This is a genomic window from Virgibacillus kimchii, assembly GCF_055379185.1.
In genome coordinates this window covers 598,251-614,177 of sequence record NZ_AP043951.1, presented here as the reverse complement: position 1 = coordinate 614,177, position 15,927 = coordinate 598,251, and the positions used below count along the sequence as shown (strand labels likewise).

Annotated in this window: 19 protein-coding genes; 1 reads left to right on the top strand and 18 read right to left on the bottom strand. The window is 40.6% G+C overall.

Going from position 1 to position 15,927, the window contains the following annotated elements; genetic code table 11:
- Window positions 1–5 precede the first annotated feature (5 nt).
- From fliY to ACZ42C_RS03110, 8 genes are all read right to left on the bottom strand, one after another.
- Window positions 6–1,151 carry a flagellar motor switch phosphatase FliY gene (gene fliY, locus ACZ42C_RS03145; protein ID WP_461181275.1) on the bottom strand — a complete coding sequence of 382 codons (1,146 nt, stop codon included), beginning with the start codon at window positions 1,149–1,151 and terminating at the stop codon, window positions 6–8.
- Window positions 1,141–2,139, bottom strand: a complete 999-nt coding sequence (gene fliM / locus ACZ42C_RS03140) for a flagellar motor switch protein FliM (protein ID WP_461181274.1) — start codon at window positions 2,137–2,139, stop codon at window positions 1,141–1,143. Before fliM ends, fliY begins: the two co-directional genes overlap by 11 nt.
- A gap of 37 nt (window positions 2,140–2,176) precedes the next feature.
- Entirely contained in the window at window positions 2,177–2,590 is a 414-nt protein-coding gene (gene fliL, locus ACZ42C_RS03135) for a flagellar basal body-associated protein FliL (protein ID WP_461181273.1), read from the bottom strand.
- Window positions 2,583–2,801 (bottom strand): flagellar FlbD family protein, encoded by a 219-nt coding sequence (locus ACZ42C_RS03130; protein WP_461181272.1) that lies wholly within the window; start codon window positions 2,799–2,801, stop codon window positions 2,583–2,585. Before ACZ42C_RS03130 ends, fliL begins: the two co-directional genes overlap by 8 nt.
- 49 nt (window positions 2,802–2,850) lie before the next feature.
- Window positions 2,851–3,642, bottom strand: a complete 792-nt coding sequence (gene flgG / locus ACZ42C_RS03125) for a flagellar basal body rod protein FlgG (RefSeq protein ID WP_461181271.1) — start codon at window positions 3,640–3,642, stop codon at window positions 2,851–2,853.
- Window positions 3,643–3,717: 75 nt separating this feature from the next.
- The gene (locus ACZ42C_RS03120; protein WP_461181270.1) at window positions 3,718–4,092 is read right to left on the bottom strand and encodes a TIGR02530 family flagellar biosynthesis protein; all 375 of its coding nucleotides are present in this window, start codon (window positions 4,090–4,092) and stop codon (window positions 3,718–3,720) included.
- 23 nt (window positions 4,093–4,115) lie between these two features.
- A complete protein-coding gene (gene flgD / locus ACZ42C_RS03115; RefSeq protein ID WP_461181269.1) occupies window positions 4,116–4,577 on the bottom strand; it encodes a flagellar hook assembly protein FlgD in 462 nt (153 codons plus the stop codon).
- A 9-nt stretch (window positions 4,578–4,586) separates the two neighbouring features.
- Entirely contained in the window at window positions 4,587–5,801 is a 1,215-nt protein-coding gene (locus tag ACZ42C_RS03110) for a flagellar hook-length control protein FliK (RefSeq protein ID WP_461181268.1), read from the bottom strand.
- A 381-nt stretch (window positions 5,802–6,182) separates the two neighbouring features.
- On the opposite strand from ACZ42C_RS03110, the gene ACZ42C_RS03105 reads away from it, so the two are divergent.
- The gene (locus ACZ42C_RS03105) at window positions 6,183–7,412 is read left to right on the top strand and encodes an IS110 family RNA-guided transposase (RefSeq protein ID WP_464891252.1); all 1,230 of its coding nucleotides are present in this window, start codon (window positions 6,183–6,185) and stop codon (window positions 7,410–7,412) included.
- A 156-nt stretch (window positions 7,413–7,568) separates the two neighbouring features.
- On the opposite strand, the gene ACZ42C_RS03100 is transcribed toward ACZ42C_RS03105, so the two are convergent.
- The 10 genes from ACZ42C_RS03100 to codY form a co-directional block, all read right to left on the bottom strand.
- Window positions 7,569–8,153 (bottom strand): MotE family protein, encoded by a 585-nt coding sequence (locus tag ACZ42C_RS03100; protein ID WP_461181093.1) that lies wholly within the window; start codon window positions 8,151–8,153, stop codon window positions 7,569–7,571.
- 5 nt (window positions 8,154–8,158) lie between these two features.
- Window positions 8,159–8,605 (bottom strand): flagellar export protein FliJ, encoded by a 447-nt coding sequence (fliJ, locus tag ACZ42C_RS03095; RefSeq protein WP_461181092.1) that lies wholly within the window; start codon window positions 8,603–8,605, stop codon window positions 8,159–8,161.
- Between the two features lie 4 nt (window positions 8,606–8,609).
- Entirely contained in the window at window positions 8,610–9,923 is a 1,314-nt protein-coding gene (fliI, locus tag ACZ42C_RS03090) for a flagellar protein export ATPase FliI (protein ID WP_461181091.1), read from the bottom strand.
- Window positions 9,920–10,669 carry a flagellar assembly protein FliH gene (gene fliH, locus ACZ42C_RS03085; protein ID WP_461181090.1) on the bottom strand — a complete coding sequence of 250 codons (750 nt, stop codon included), beginning with the start codon at window positions 10,667–10,669 and terminating at the stop codon, window positions 9,920–9,922. Before fliH ends, fliI begins: the two co-directional genes overlap by 4 nt.
- Complete coding sequence (fliG, locus tag ACZ42C_RS03080; protein ID WP_461181089.1) at window positions 10,662–11,675, bottom strand: flagellar motor switch protein FliG; 1,014 nt, start codon at window positions 11,673–11,675, stop codon at window positions 10,662–10,664. The genes fliH and fliG overlap by 8 nt, the downstream gene beginning before the upstream one ends.
- 12 nt (window positions 11,676–11,687) lie before the next feature.
- Entirely contained in the window at window positions 11,688–13,286 is a 1,599-nt protein-coding gene (gene fliF, locus ACZ42C_RS03075) for a flagellar basal-body MS-ring/collar protein FliF (RefSeq protein ID WP_461181088.1), read from the bottom strand.
- Window positions 13,287–13,413: 127 nt separating this feature from the next.
- Window positions 13,414–13,719 (bottom strand): flagellar hook-basal body complex protein FliE, encoded by a 306-nt coding sequence (fliE, locus tag ACZ42C_RS03070; RefSeq protein WP_461181087.1) that lies wholly within the window; start codon window positions 13,717–13,719, stop codon window positions 13,414–13,416.
- 23 nt (window positions 13,720–13,742) lie between these two features.
- Window positions 13,743–14,192 carry a flagellar basal body rod protein FlgC gene (gene flgC / locus ACZ42C_RS03065; RefSeq protein ID WP_461181086.1) on the bottom strand — a complete coding sequence of 150 codons (450 nt, stop codon included), beginning with the start codon at window positions 14,190–14,192 and terminating at the stop codon, window positions 13,743–13,745.
- 2 nt (window positions 14,193–14,194) lie between these two features.
- Window positions 14,195–14,590 carry a flagellar basal body rod protein FlgB gene (gene flgB / locus ACZ42C_RS03060; protein ID WP_461181085.1) on the bottom strand — a complete coding sequence of 132 codons (396 nt, stop codon included), beginning with the start codon at window positions 14,588–14,590 and terminating at the stop codon, window positions 14,195–14,197.
- 538 nt (window positions 14,591–15,128) lie between these two features.
- The gene (codY, locus tag ACZ42C_RS03055; protein WP_461181084.1) at window positions 15,129–15,908 is read right to left on the bottom strand and encodes a GTP-sensing pleiotropic transcriptional regulator CodY; all 780 of its coding nucleotides are present in this window, start codon (window positions 15,906–15,908) and stop codon (window positions 15,129–15,131) included.
- Window positions 15,909–15,927 lie beyond the last annotated feature (19 nt).

Sequence of the window (15,927 nt, the reverse complement as noted above, 5' to 3'; positions counted from 1 at the left end):
TTCTACTATTTAAGTTTATTTAATCTATCAGATTGACTTACAATATCTGTTACTCTGACACCAAAGTTCTCATCAATAACCACGACTTCTCCTCTGGCGATTAATTTCTGGTTTACAAGAATGTCGACCGGTTCACCTGCCAGTTTATCAAGTTCAATAATAGAACCCGCGGAAAGATCCAGTATATCCCTTATCGTTCGCTTTGTACGGCCTAGTTCAACCGTTACCTTTAAAGGAATATCCAGCAGCAGGTCCAGGTTCCTCTCTCCGGTATGTGGCACTTCTGTCTCAGCAAAATCGGAAAAGGCTGCTTCCTGTACCTTCACTTGCTCCGGGTTAACGAGATCGCCGAGGAATTGGGAGGGTGATTCCTTCCTTTCTACCTCCTTTGTTTCCTCCGTCAATTGATTCTCTATTATATCCGGTTTCTCAAGCGTAACCGCCGCTTCACTTGTTCCATTGTCATATTCTGATGGTTCATTCAGCAACTGATTTACGAGATCTTTCGCAAAATTAATTGGCATAATCTGCATAATACTGGAATCAATTAAATCTCCAACTTTTAATTGAAAGGAAACCTCCACAAATGCTTCCTCATTATTAATGGTGATCTCTGAATCTGCGTCTGACTCTGTCATTTTAATCGTTGGAGGTGATATATCCACTTTTTTATTAAATATGGAGGACATACTTGTTGCCGCAGAACCCATCATCTGATTCATTACTTCCTCAACTGCACTGATATGTATGTCACTCAATTTCTGCTCCGGGTTTTCTCCGTCCCCGCCAAGCATAATATCAGCTATAATGGCAGCATCCGTAGCTTTAAGAACAAATACATTTCTTCCGCTGAACCCTTCAATATAATTCACATAAACACTTACAGGCTGAAAGGTAAATGTTTCTAATTCCTTTTTTTGAATGATCGATACGGATGGGGTCGTAATTTCCACTTTCTGCTTTAATAAAGTGGAAAGCGTTGTTGCCGAACTTCCAAATGAAATATTGCCTATCTCACCTAATGTATCCTCCTCCATAGAAGTTAAATATACCTCTTCCGTCCGATCGCTTTCTCCCGTACTTTCGTCATCCGGACTAACCTTAAGCAGTGCGTCAATTTCCTCCTGAGAAAGCATGCCGTCATTCATCATCTTTATTCACCTCTTTTATTTCCTCCAGCACTTGTACAGATAATTTATTTTTAAATTTTCCGGGCTGCACATAAAATTTTGGTTCATTATTTATTTCCAGGGTTAAAGCCTGATTAATAGATTGATCCAGAGCGATGACATCATTTTCCTGCAATTGCAGGAATTCATTGATGTTTATATTTGTTCCACCCAGAATAGCTTTTCCCTGTACCTGCGCATGCTCTAAATTAGTACGAAGCTTTTCATAGGATTCCTGATCCCTTTCCTTTGTTCCTGTTTGCATCCAATAATGAACAGATAATTTGGATATGATAGGTTCCAGAACTATGTGGGGAATGCAGATATTGATGAGCCCACTGGATTCTCCTATGGTCGTATTCATTGATACAACAATTACCGTATCATTTGGAGATACCATTTGCAGAAACTGCGGGTTCACTTCAAAATTGTCGAGAACAGGATCAATATCAACAATGGATGACCATGCTTCCCTAAGGTTTGTGACAGCTTTTTCAAAAAGCTGGGACAAGAGCATCGTTTCTATCTCTGTGAAACTTTCAGTCTTGCTGATATCTCCTCCCTTACCGCCTAAAATACGATCGAGCATCGCATAAGCAATATTTGGGTTTACCTCCATAATTAATCTTCCGTCCAACGGTTCCACACTATATATATTTAAAACCGTCATTTTGGGTATGGAACGAATAAACTCTTCATACGGGACCTGATCCACGGAAGCAACGGAAATATTTACATAAGTGCGAAGCTGAGCAGAGAAAAAAGTAGTTAACAGCCTGGCATAATTTTCATGTATTCTTGATATACTTCGGATCTGGTCCTTTGAGAACCGTAAGGCACGCTTGAAATCATACACCCGAACCTTCAGTTCTTCCTCTTCCTTTTTTATTTCTTCTGCATCCATTTCCCCTGAATTGATTGCAGACAATAAAGCATCAATTTCACTTTGGGAAAGCACCTCGTCCACCATTCAGACTCACCTCCATCAGGCGCGCACAGGTATTTTATTACTGCAATAATTTATTAGTTGTATACACATCTGTAATTTTTCCATCTGTCATTAATTCATTTAACTCCAATTTTATTACCTCTTCCAAATCGGAAAGTCCTGTCTTGAAATTTTCCTCATCCATAACAGCCAGCTCTTTAATCAAAATGTTCTTTAACTGAAAATCACGTTTGCTTATTTCTTCTTTGGCCTTTTTTCCATCTGTAATTAATTGAAATTGGATTCTGACATAGCTGCCATCGGATAGATCTGTCGTCACTTCCGGTGTTTCATAAGAGTTTTCTACTATATCATCTATGTTTTGGCCAGTGGTTGCTTCTTCCTCCCCATACAGTAGGATTACCAATGCAGCGGTTCCGCCAAGTAATATGATAAAAAATGAAGTAAGAAACGTTTTTGCCAATTTACTCATTTGATTTCCCCGCTTTCCGGAATTGTCCCTGCAAGCCAATTTTCTGATAATAGGCTGTAATGCATCGGACCACTTCTGTCTCTGTTTCTTTAACAACCAGTTTTTTACTGTTCGTAAGTGTAATAGTTGTATCGGGCAGAGACTGAATTTGTTCTATCAGTAAAGCATTTAACTGAAATGGTTCTCCATTTAACCTGGTCAATTGAATCATTATGTACTGGTGGAGGCGCTGACTGACAGCACCTCCATCCCTCCTTCATTTACCGTTTTAAATTTACAAGTTCCTGCAGTATTTCATCAGAGGTTGTGATAATTCTTGTGTTCGCCTGAAAACCGCGTTGTGCTGTAATCATCTCTGTAAATTCTTCAGATAAATCAACATTGGACATTTCAAGTGACCCGCTAATGATTGAGCCTGTCCCCTCTTCTGTTGGCTCAACCAATCCATTCAAGCCGGCATTTGCTGAGTCAAGAAATAAATTACTTCCTGCTTTTTCCAGACCTGAGGGGTTTGAGAAATTGGCAAGTGTGATTTGTCCGGCAACTTGAGTATGTCCTCCAGCATCAACATAGTTAACAAGGCCGTTATCCTGAATATTGAAGCTTCTTGCATCATCCGGAATATTTATTTCATCGCCACCCATTCCTATCAGATAATAACCGTCAGGGTTTACAATGTCGCCATCATCATCCAAATAAAAATTACCTGCACGTGTATAATAAGTCGTTTCGCCATCCTGCAGCACAAACATCCCATCACCTTCCAACGCGAGATCCAAAGGATTATTGGTTGTCTGCCGAAAGCCTTGTGTATGAATGTTGTCAATCGTTCCCAGTTGTGAGCCCAGTCCTACTTGTGCAGGGTTTGTGCCCCCCCGATTTTCCGTTGGCCCCTGGGCTCCATTTGTTGTCTGACTCATCATATCCTGGAAGGTTACCCGCCCTTTTTTAAAGCCAGAGGTGTTCACGTTTGAAATATTATTTCCAATTACATCAAGTTTCGTCTGAAAACCTTTCATGCCTGAAATCCCCGCATACATTGAACGTAACATATGATCATTCCCCTTTTTATTTGTTAGCTGTATCCTTCATTCAACAGCTCATTCGGCCTCCCTGTAGGGTCCAGCCTATTCATTCATTAAAATTGTCCCATTTATATTTGTAAAGATCCTGCTTCTTGCTTCATCTCTATCCAGTGCTGTTATTACTGTATTGTTTTTCGTGCTGACAAGTAATGCTGCTTCATCCATTACAACCAGAGAATCGGTCACCCCTTTTTGCTTTGCTTCTTGCACTTTCTGTTCAATTATTTTCCATTGTGTTTCATTAATTAATATATTTCTCTCATTAAGCCGCGCCTCGGCATGTTTACTGATTTTTAGTTCCTGGTGCTCTTTTTTTAGAATATCTTTAAAACTTGTTGATTTACCCTTTTCAGGCTTCTTTACAGCAGGAACGTTAAAAGCCTGCTGATGCGGCACTTGATGAATACGATGGTCCAAAGCAATTCACTTCCCTAGTCATTTTAATCCTGATTGCTTTCCTCCCCTGCACTGCCTTCATTCACCTGCAGCACAGCCTCTGCATAGATTTCTTCACCGTTTTCCAATTCAAAAATCGCCCAGCCATCATTTTGACTAACCGAAATAACCCTACTTGTTTCCAGTCCAGTTTCCGTATTCTTTTCCTCATCGTAGCCCTGATAGGAGACTTCTTTTCCTATCATATGACTATATTGAATAACTGGAGAGATCATTTGACTTTGCACCAGTGTATCAATGGAGTTTGTCATGTTCATCATTTGCTCCAGTGATGAGAATTGTGTCATTTGCGAAATAAACTCTCTGTCTTCCATTGGATTTGTCGGGTCCTGGTTTTGTAATTGAACCATAAGAATTTGGAGAAACTCATCTTTTCCCAGTTCCGGACTTGGTGTTCTATCACTTTGCTGATTCTGTAAATATAAAGATGGGTCTATCTTTGTCATTCACTTCACCTACACTTCCTCATCAATCAACAGTGTCTGAAGCCGGGTGTCAAAATCATCCTCGGATTCTCCTCTTTCCTCTTCAGAGGAATCGTTGAACTCCTGTTGCTTCTCATCCTGCTGATCGTCTTTCATATTTTTTTCCGTTTCCTGGCTTTGCTGTATAAAAGTATCCTGTTTTTCCACAACTACCTGTTGCGGAGAAAACATATTTCTAAGCTGATGCATATTCGTTTCCAACATTTCCTTTGCTGACTGGGTGGTGACCATTATTTTCACTGTCATTTCCCCATTTACCTGTGTGAATCGAATCATCATGTCACCAAGATTTTCCGGTCTCAGGGAAAGGGTGATCTGATTCCCCTTGTTTGGAAATGTGAAGAAATGGCCTGATTTCATCATGCTTTGAAGCTGATCAATAAGCTGCTTGCCTTGTGCGTTTAGATGCTGCCCCTGATTTAATTGGATTACAACCTGTTCCATTCTTGAAATTGGCATTGTTACAGGTGAATCAGTACGTTGAACAGTAAGCTGATCTTGTAATGGTATTTTTTCCATTGCTCTTTCCAGCCACCTTGCAATATCCGTTGTTGTAACGTGGGCATTTGCACTGTACTGTTGGTTGGAAGCCAATTGATGCCGCTTTTCATATGCATGCAATAAATCCTTCCATATCATTTGTTCCTTTGCTTCACCCTGTTTCATGGAATCCAATGTTTGTCCCATCCCTCTTGTTTCCATGTGACTGCCGGCTGCTTTCACCCAATCCTGCAATAGTTGTAATAATGCAGGTGCGGCTTTTTGCCTGTTTGCCGGCTCTGTCTTCAGTTGAGTTAATACATGGTGGACCTCCCGGTAAATATTCATAAGTGTTTGATTAGCTATCCTTGAATCCGTATCCTCCATGTCCTTTTGCGTTGACTTTTTGATTGATGCATCCTGCTCTTCATCCGGCTCGGCCAGCTGAATTATATCCGAATTTAATTCATCGTCACCAGACATTTTGTTAACCATTATTTTAGCGGGATATAACAACGGAAGGACAGATTCTGTATTTTCTTTGTTATTCTCCGCTTGTTCGTCATTTAACATGTCAGGTGTCAGGCTGCCGGAAAGTAATGAATGAAACAAAGCATGCTTTTGTGACTCTTCCGGCGTTTTTTCTTTTGGTACATGTTTTTCCGGAAAGTGCAATTGCTGAAGAAACATAGCCACTGCATTCATTCTTTCACCCCCTCGTATAGTATATTTAGGCCCATAATTTTGAGCCTATAATATTCTTACTTTTATAAAAATATAGTCAAATCTCTTGGATGTCCTGAGATATTTCTAGATAATGGTCTTAGGATCATTTGGGACAATTCTTTTCCCCCTTGTGGCTCGACCACATTAGAAAGACTGTTTCCCAGTGTACGTGCGGACCTTCCTACTCGCAGGCTGTGCACCCTGATTATCGAACCTGGATGGTAGTAGCTCTAGGGCGGCTTTCGAATCAGGGATAGTACTTATACACGAGGTTGTTGATCGACGTTCACACTAGGGATATCTCAGGGCGTCCAAGAAATAAGTACCAATGATTCTAAATCGAAAGGAGGAATTCCCCCCATGAAATTATTTGTTGGTCTAGATGTTAGTTCTTTTGATATTAAGGTTTGTTTTCTAAATGGTGAAGGAGAGAAACTTCGTTCCTTCACAGTATCCAATGATTTGCCTGGTGCCACTGTTTTACGTGATTCTATTTTAGAGTATATACAAAGCCAAAAAAGCCATTTGATTAAAATTGGTCTTGAATCTACTTCAGTTTATAGCTTTCATCCATCCATGTTTTTACATAATGATGAAACGCTTAAGGCACTTGGTACAGAAGTATTCGTTATGAATCCCAAACAGATTGCGAACTTTAAAAAGAGTTACAGTGATATGGACAAAACGGATGAAATTGATGCGTTTGTCATTGCCGATTATTTACGCTTTGGGCGTTTGCCAATGTCTGTTGTTAAAGAGCAGCAGTATGTTGCGCTTCAACAACTTACTCGCTCTCGTTACCAACTCATCCGTCAAGTAACTAAAGAAAAACAACACTTTCTTCAGCACTTAAGTTTTAAATGCAACACCTTCACAGAGGAAGTGGAGTCTTCTGTCTTCGGCAATGCCATGATGGATCTGTTTTATGAGAAATACAGCCTTGATGAACTGGCGCAAATGCCAATAGAAGATTTAGCAGCATTTCTTCAAGAGAAAGGCAGGAACCGCTTTGATGATCCAGAGTGTGTAGCTAAATCAATCCATAAAGCTGTTCGTTCTTCCTATCGCCTAGATAAGGTTGTAGAGGACTCTATAGACATCATTCTTGGCACTACTATTGAGGTCATAAGGACTCTTCAAAAGCAAGTAAAAGAGATTGATAAAGCGATCAAGCGAATTATGGCTGGATTACCTCAAACACTTCAAACGGTACCTGGTATAGGTCCAGTATTTACAGCAGGCATTATCGCTGAGATTGGGCAGATAGACCGTTTTGAAGGTGAAACAAAAATCGCAAAGTATGCGGGCCTTTATTGGCGTAAACACCAATCAGGGCGCTTTACGGCTGATGATACTTCGCTATCACGTAATGGTAATCAGTATCTCCGATATTACTTAGTTGAAGCCGCCAACCGGGTAAGAAGAGAGATTCCTGAATACCAAGTGTATTATGAAAAGAAGTATCGAGAAGTACCGAAACATCAACACAAAAGAGCCCTCGTTCTAACCGCAAGAAAATTAGTGCGTTTGGTGGATGCGCTACTACGTAATCACCAAATCTACACGCCGAAAAGGAGCGTGAATATATGAAGCTAAATTGCTTCTAATATCCTTTGTGTTATTTCCAGTAATTTACATTATTTTACTGGTCTAGTTTCTTGATGCCTTTTTTAAGCAAATTGAACCTTGACAATTAAATAATTTAACATTTTTCTCTTGACATACTACCGCAGGTCTTTCAGAAACTCATCTTTCTATCAATAGTTGGGTTAAATCTGCAGCTGTTTCCGGATCCATAGCCTCCAAAATTTCTCCCCGCACTTTATTGGATACCGCTTCTAAAATATACAAAGCAGTATCACTTTCCATGTTCTGCAGAATGAGCGCTGCCTGCTCACTATCCATATCTTTAAATGAACCGGATATCGATAAGGCTGTATCATTTTCTTCTTCCAATTCGATGGCCTCCACAGCAGTTTCTTCATTTCTGTTTTCCAGCTTCACAATATCCTGATTCAATCTTTCAATGGTTGTTTCCAGCTCTCGTATTTCCTTATTCAAACTCTCGATCTCTGCATCCTTCTCTGCAATCCTTTCCTCAAGATATCCGCTTTCTTCGTCATATGCCGATTCTTCGTTTCCCCCTACGAGAGTCGATAAGACAGGGATATTTCCTGCTTGGCCTTTTGCCCAACCGGAAACATTTACGCCGGCAACATTCAAAATAACCAGCAATATGCCTATGACTACTATTGCGGGGATAATGACAGCAAAGAGCAGCCACAGGACAGGGTTCATTTTTTTCTTTCTGTTTTTCATTTTCTCGGCCATATCTGTCACCTGTTTTTATAACTTATATATTGCTTTAATGAGATATCATCCATTTGACTTTGTTCCAGTTGCATTTCTTTTTCCAATTTTTTCTTCTTTCTGGAGTCGATAATATGTTGAAACTTCTTCACTTCAACATGAGCATCCGTCAGCCTGGACTGGTTTAATTCCATTTCGCTTCTTGCTTGCTGGACCTCTTGCTGAAGGCGGATAATCTCATTATTAAGCTTTTCTATGTACTTTGCCTGTTCCTTTACTCTGTCCAATGTGGTTGCGTGCTGTATCAACTCATCATATGAAGCTTCCGCGTCTTCTTTCTTTTTTAATAAATGGTAAAACCTGGTTGCTGTTTGTTCAAAAAAATCGGTGGACTGCTGATAGGCCATTTGGGCATTCTTTTTCTCCTGCTCCCTGACATGAAGTATTTTCACGAAGCTTTTTGTTTCAGCCAACGGCTTAACCTCCATTCAGCAATGATTTCATCATGTTAATTGACTCATCTCTCGATCTGTATTCCGCTATATCCTGCTTTAAAAATGTCTGTATCTTGTGGTAGTAGGATATAGCCTTGTCGATTTCGGGGTTTGTACCTCTTTTATATGCGCCAATTTGAATTAACTCATTGTTCTCTTCGTAGGTGGAAATCAACGACCTGATTTCCTGTGCAATTTGTTTATGTTCTTCATCTGCGATTTGGTTCATTACTCGGCTGATCGACTTTAACACATTAATCGCCGGATATTGCCCCCGTTCCGCCAGCTTTCTGTCCATTATAAAATGCCCATCCAAAATTCCCCTTACTGTATCAGCGATAGGTTCATTCATATCATCCCCATCTACCAGCACCGTATAAAATGCAGTAATCGATCCATTTTCATTGGTACCTGCTCGTTCAAGCAGTTTTGGCAGCATGGAAAAGACAGAAGGTGTAAAGCCTTTTGTTGTTGGAGGCTCGCCGGTTGCCAGGCCGATTTCCCGCTGTGCGATAGCTACCCTTGTAACGGAATCCATCATCAGGTTCACCTGATATCCCCGGTCACGAAAGTATTCGCTGATTGCGGTGGCAGTGTATGCTCCTTTAATACGCATTAAAGGCGGCTGATCGGAAGTGGCCACTACCACGATGGACTTGCTTAATCCGGCAGGTCCGAGTTCCGCGTCAAGAAATTCCCTGACCTCTCTTCCCCTCTCCCCAATAAGAGCAATAACATTTATATCCGCACTGCTGTTTCTTGCAATCATTCCAAGCAATGTACTTTTTCCCACTCCGCTTCCCGCAAACAGACCGATACGCTGCCCTTTTCCTACGGTAAGCAGGGAGTCGATTACTTTCACACCGACCTGAATCGGTTCACGTATGGGAGGGCGCAACATAGGGTTGGGAGGGGCGTTTTCCGTTAAATAATCTGATAATCCCTTTGGCAATTCCGTATCATCCAGGCTTTTCCCTAAGGAATCCACCACTTTTCCTATTAATCCCCGACCCAGTTTGATATGCAACGCTTTTCCCGTTGCCTCCACAAGACAGCCAGGGCCTATCTCCGTTACTTCCGAATAAGGCATAAGAATAATTTTCTCATGATTAAATCCTACAACTTCAGAAAGTATGGGTTCATGGAGGCGTGAGGATGAATGGATCAGACACACCTCGCCGATATTTGCATCAGGTCCCTGGGATTCAATCATCAGGCCGATAACACGAAGAACCTTACCATAACGTTTATATGTATCTGTTTTTTCGATTGCTTTATAATATCGCTCCAGTTTCATGATCTGTTCTCCATCGCTATTTCAGAAAGTGCTTTTCTGATCTGTTCAAGCTGGGTGTCCACACCGGCATCGATTTGACCAAATGGGTGGTGAATCATACATCCGGTTTCATCCAGGTTTTCATTTGCATATAGGGATAATTTCATATCATCTTCCAGCAAACGGACCAATTCATCCTTCTGCTCCATAACTGTAAGGTAATAATCCGGGTGAACGTGAATCGTTATGATTGTTTGATCTTTTAATTCTTTCACTGCTGCTTTTACTATAGGAAGAAAAGCAGATGGGTCCTCTTCCAGCTTAAGTGTCATAATTCTTCCTGCTGTATGTATGGCCAAATCCAGTATCTTTTCTTCGCTTTTTTCAATGGTTTTTTCATAATCCTGCAATGCGGCATCTGTTAAACTGTTAGCCTGATCTATTAAACTGGAAAACTCACGCAGACTTTCTTCTTTGCCTTGTATATATCCTGTTTGATACCCTTCTTGTCTGGCAGCTTTCCTCAAGTTCTTTTTCTCTTCTTTCCAGTTTTCTTTTTCCTGCTCAATTGCTCTCTTTGTATTTAAAAGTAAAGTCTCCTGCTCCTTTTTGACTTGCTCCAATTCATCTTTCGCCTGACCAAGCTCTTGCCATGCCCGATCCTTTTCTGCTGCAATCTCATCTCTTTGAGCCGACTTGCTTTTTTTTATAATGTTTACTTGTTTGATTCCAATTGTTTTCTTTTCATTTGATTGGGGTTTATACAATGATGTCGTCCCCCCCACCACGTGCTATAACAATTTCACCAACATCCTCCAGACGTCTTATTGCAGCTACGATTCTTGTTTGAGCTTCCTCTACGTCTTTCAATCTGACCGGCCCCATGTATTCCATTTCATCCCGGAAGGTTTCGGCCATACGCTGGGACATATTTTTAAATATAATTTCTTTTACTTCATCACTTGCAACTTTGAGGGCCAAACGCAAATCTTCATTATCCACTTCACGGATAACCCGCTGTATAGCCCGGTTGTCCAAAATAACAATATCCTCAAATACAAACATTCGCTTTTTAATTTCTTCAGCAAGTTCCGGATCCTGAACTTCCAAAGCATCCAGGATGGTTCTTTCCGTACTTCTGTCCACCCCATTCAGCACTTCAACAACTGCCTGAATTCCACCTGTCTGTGTATAATCATCCATAAGAGCGGAAGATATATTTTTCTCCAGCACCTGTTCCACCTGATTGATTATTTCCGGAGAGGTGGAATCCATTGTTGCAATTCGCCTGGCAATATCCGCCTGCATTTCCTGCGGCAAAGAAGATAAAATCTGCCCTGACTGTTCCGGGTCCAAATAGGATAAAATAAGCGCTATAGTCTGGGGATGCTCATTTTGTATGAAATTCAGCAACTGTTGCGGATCTGCCTTCCTGGCGAAATCAAATGGTCTTACCTGCAAAGATGAAGTAAGCCTGTTGATGATCTCGGACGCTTCATGCCTTCCAAACGCTTTTTCCAAAACGGTCTTTGCATAACCGATGCCCCCCTGGGATATATAATCCTGAGCCAGAGCAGTTTGGTGAAATTGTTCCAGTACTTCTTCTTTCATACCGGAGTCCACCTTTTTAACAGATGATATTTCCAGGCTCAGCTTTTCTATTTCTTCTTCTGATAAATGTTTATAAACCTGTGCTGATACATCCGGACCCAGAGAGATTAAAAGAATGGCCGCTTTTTGTTTGCCGGTTAATGTTCCTTTATGTCTTACCATGAAAATTCACTCCTAGTCTTCCCCGATCCAGCTTCTTAACAGTTTTGCAAAATCTTCCGGTTTTTCTTTTGCCATTTTCTCCAACTGTTTTTTGCGGACAGTTGATTCAGATTCTTCGTTTTCCGGTATTTCGGGCACTTCCATATTTATTGCAGCAGCCACTGTTTCTTCCTCCACGCTTTCTGCCTCATCTTTTCTATTTTTAAACAGGAGGATGATCAGAATAAGGATAATCGCAAGTAATATAGCACCGGTGATGTATAGCCACCCTGGAATTGCAGGAACAGTTTCTGCCGGCGCTGAAGGTGTATGATTAAATTCCTGGAAAACTAGAGAAGCTTTTTCCTCCGGGACGACTTCACCGTACCCATCATCAATGGAAGTTTGAATAATGGAATGTAAAATGGAGTTAATCCCGTCTTCTACCGCCATTTCTTCCTGCTGTGATAAATACTCCACTTCGTTTTCGTTTGTACCTGCAATACGATTAACTGCTACCTGAATGCCCAGGTCTCTAATTTTATATGGGCTTTCGACGATTTCCCGACGAATGCGGTTGAACTCATTATTAATGGTTTCCTTTGCAAGCTCATATTCTCCGTCACCATCATTTATTTCCTGATAAGTTGCAGTAGTGTCCTCTTCCCCGGTTCCTACTGTGCCTCCAGCCGGAGGATTTCCTGAGTAAGTCTCATGAATAGTTTCAATACTAACAGGCAACCCTTCCATATTTTCCAAATCAATTGGTTCCACAAGTTCTTCCACCCGGTTTTCCTGAGTGAAGTCGATATCCGATGTTACAGAAACGACCACATTATCCATCCCTACCATGGCACCGAGCATTTGCTGCAGCCGGCTCTGAATATCACGTTCAATATCCTTTTTTACATTTTGCTGATATGTATGTACATCCTGAGAACCATTTACAGTTGACGAATTCTGGTCAAAATATTCACTGTACTGATTCATAATTACTATATTATCCTGGGGCAAATTCGGTACTGCTTTGGATACCAACAGATATAGAGAGTCAATTTGATTACCCTGAAACTGATGTCCAGGCTGCGTATGAAGCACAATGGATGCACTCGCTTCTTCTGTTGCTTCATTCACAAAGACAGGCTCCTGAGGCAGGTTAATCATTACTTCTGCATTCTCTATCCCATCGATGCCTGTAATCAATTTAGCAAGCTCCGTCTGCATGGCATCCAACTTCATGACGTTAAATTCATTATCCGTTATTCCCCACGATGCATTTTCGCTGAAAAATGAATAGTCGATACTGCCGCTATTGGGTATCCCCTGACCGGCCAGCTCCACAAGCAGTGAATCGACCTGGGCTTCAGGCACTCTGATTGTTGTCCCTGCATCTCCCAATTCATAATTTACTCCTCTTGCATCCAATTCTTCCTTAATCTGGCCCACTTCACTTAAAGATAAATTATTATATAAAGGAACAAGCCGGGAACTGCTTGATGAATAAATAAAAATTGCTGCAACAATCAAAATGGCAATTGCCATAGAGCCAACAAAAATTCCTTTTTGACTTTTCGTTCTCTTATTCCAAAAAGATAGTGTATTATCTTTCCATGTTAATATTTTTTCTTTCATGTAGTCCCCCACCAAACGCTAAGGAAAGCTTGTTGCCAATCCTTTATTACTCTTATAGGGTTAGAAAAAAACCATGCTTCCCTACCGGTAAAATAAAGTTATTGATCCAACCCCGACTCCCTGATAGTTATATCTGCATTCGCATCACTTCATTATAGGCATCAAGTGCTTTTTGCTGAACCTGTACAGCGGTTTCCAGCGTAATGCTTGCTTTCTGTGCTGTAATCATGACATCATGCAGGTCATTTATTTCCCCTCTGATCAATGCTTCTGTTTTTCTGTCTGAAGCTTGCTGTGCTTCGTTAACATTTTCTATTGACTGTTTAAGTGTATTGGCAAAATTTTTCTGTGCTTCACCTGGTGTAATTTCAGGTTTAATTTTATTAGAAATGGGTGAAGTATATTGTGATGAATTGTTTATTGAATGAATCATAGTTAAAAAAACTCCCAACTAATTTATTTTCCGATCTCCAATGCTTTCATCAGCATGCCTTTACTTGCGTTCAAAGAAGTTATATTTGCTTCATAGGATCTGGTGGCGCTCATTAAGTCAACCATCTCTTTTAATGGGTCAACATTTGGGAGTTGAACATACCCGTCCTCGTTTGCATCCGGATGAACTGGATTATATACAGTTTTAAAAGGGGTTTCATCCTCTGTAATTTGCGAAGCCCGGACTCCTGCACCTGTTGCCTGACCGGAAGCCTCACGTAAATAGGACTGAAAGGAATTCCCCTTCGGTTCCACTGTAACCATTTTTCTGCGGTAAGGCTCAAATTCACCGTCATCGTTCATTGTTGCTCTGGTTGTTTGTGCATTGGCAATGTTGGATGAAACAACATCCATGCGTAGACGCTCTGCTGTCAGGGCGCTTGCACTGGAGTTTATCGCATTAAATATCGACATAATCAGCTTCCCCCTCTAATTACTGTTTGAATACTTCCTAACTTGCCATTCATTCTATCAATCAAAGCCTGATAATAAATTTGATTTTTTGCCAACTCTGCCATTTCTCTGTCTATATCAACATTATTTCCATTATGGTTGTATGATGTATTATGCTGGACTGTTACGCTGTAAGGAGAAGCAGAAGTATTCGAAAATGGAAGATGTCTTTCGTGGGTCCGTTTTGGTTCCATTCCATTGGTGATCTCATTGTTCAACACATCTTTGAATACCACATTCTTTGCTTTATAATTAGGTGTATCCACATTTGCAATATTGTTGGAAATCGATTGATTTTTTGCGGACGCAAATGCCAACGAGTTTTCCAACTTTTGTATTGTCCCGCCGAACATATCCATGTAAACGTCACACTCCTTTAGTAAAAATGGATCATCCCGTTCAATATATTAAACAATCTCTCCTACATTTTAAGTTAATTTCCATGCAAAGTCTATCATAATTCGACACTTTCCACATTTCTTTCACACATTAGTTAAAAAGACCCAGACTATTTATCCTATAAATCATCCATTATATGGTAATTTAAGTGTTTTTTAACCGGATCATCTTTTATTTTGTTGTATTATATCGAATTTTGTTTTTAAATGGCGGAGAGTAATAATGATATACCGGGCAATTATGCCCAGAACGGGCCGGGAAGTGGGTGGGAAAAAAGGTATAAAATCAAAAGGAAAACCGAACCTTCAATATTATTTTCTTCATCAACATGCTTCGTATTTTGAGTAAATAATCCTTTCCGCGTCCAACCTGTTTGCAGCTGTGAAGGTTACTTGAGGATATGGTCAACCTTTCAACGCAAAATATTAGCTCCGGAAACATATAAATTGCTTTAGGAATCCGGAGCGAAGGTTTTGCGTCTTCGTTTCACTATAAATGTTACCTGGAACGAAGTTTTTCAAGTTCAACTAAAAACTTATCGTTCAGCACTTTGATATACGTACCTTTCATACCAAGAGAACGGGATTCGATTACCCCGGCACTTTCCAGTTTTCTCAGTGCGTTAACAATAACTGATCTGGTAATCCCGACTCTGTCGGCAATTTTACTTGCAACAAGTAAACCTTCATGACCATTTAATTCTTCAAAAATATGATCAATGGCTTCGAGCTCACTATAGGATAAGGAACTGATTGCCATTTGAACTACGGCTTTGCTTCTGGCTTCCATTTCAATTTCCTGTGTTTTCTCGTTTAAAATTTCCATGCCGACCACTGTCGCACCATACTCGGCAAGCAGCAGGTCATCATCGTTGAAACTGTCAGACACGCGGCCCAATACAAGCGTACCCAGGCGTTCGCCTCCGCCGATAATCGGTACAATTGTCGTTAATGCATCTTTAAACAATTCACGATTTTCTACCGGAAATACAGTATGCGGGCTGTCAATATCCAGGTTTGCAGTTGTTTCATGGATGTTTGATAAGCCTTCTATATATTCTTCAGGGAACTGTTTTTCCTCAAGCATTGATTTCATTCGTTCATTTTCTATTTCCTGATTAATAGCAAAGCCCAATAGTTTCCCTCTTCTGCTGAGGATATACACATTTCCATCAATGACATCCCTTAATGAAGCAGACATATCATTGAAATTCACCGCTTTTCCTGCTGCCTTTTGCAGCATTGAATTAATTCTTCTGGCACGAGATAAAAGTTCCATAATAATCCTCCATTTCAAT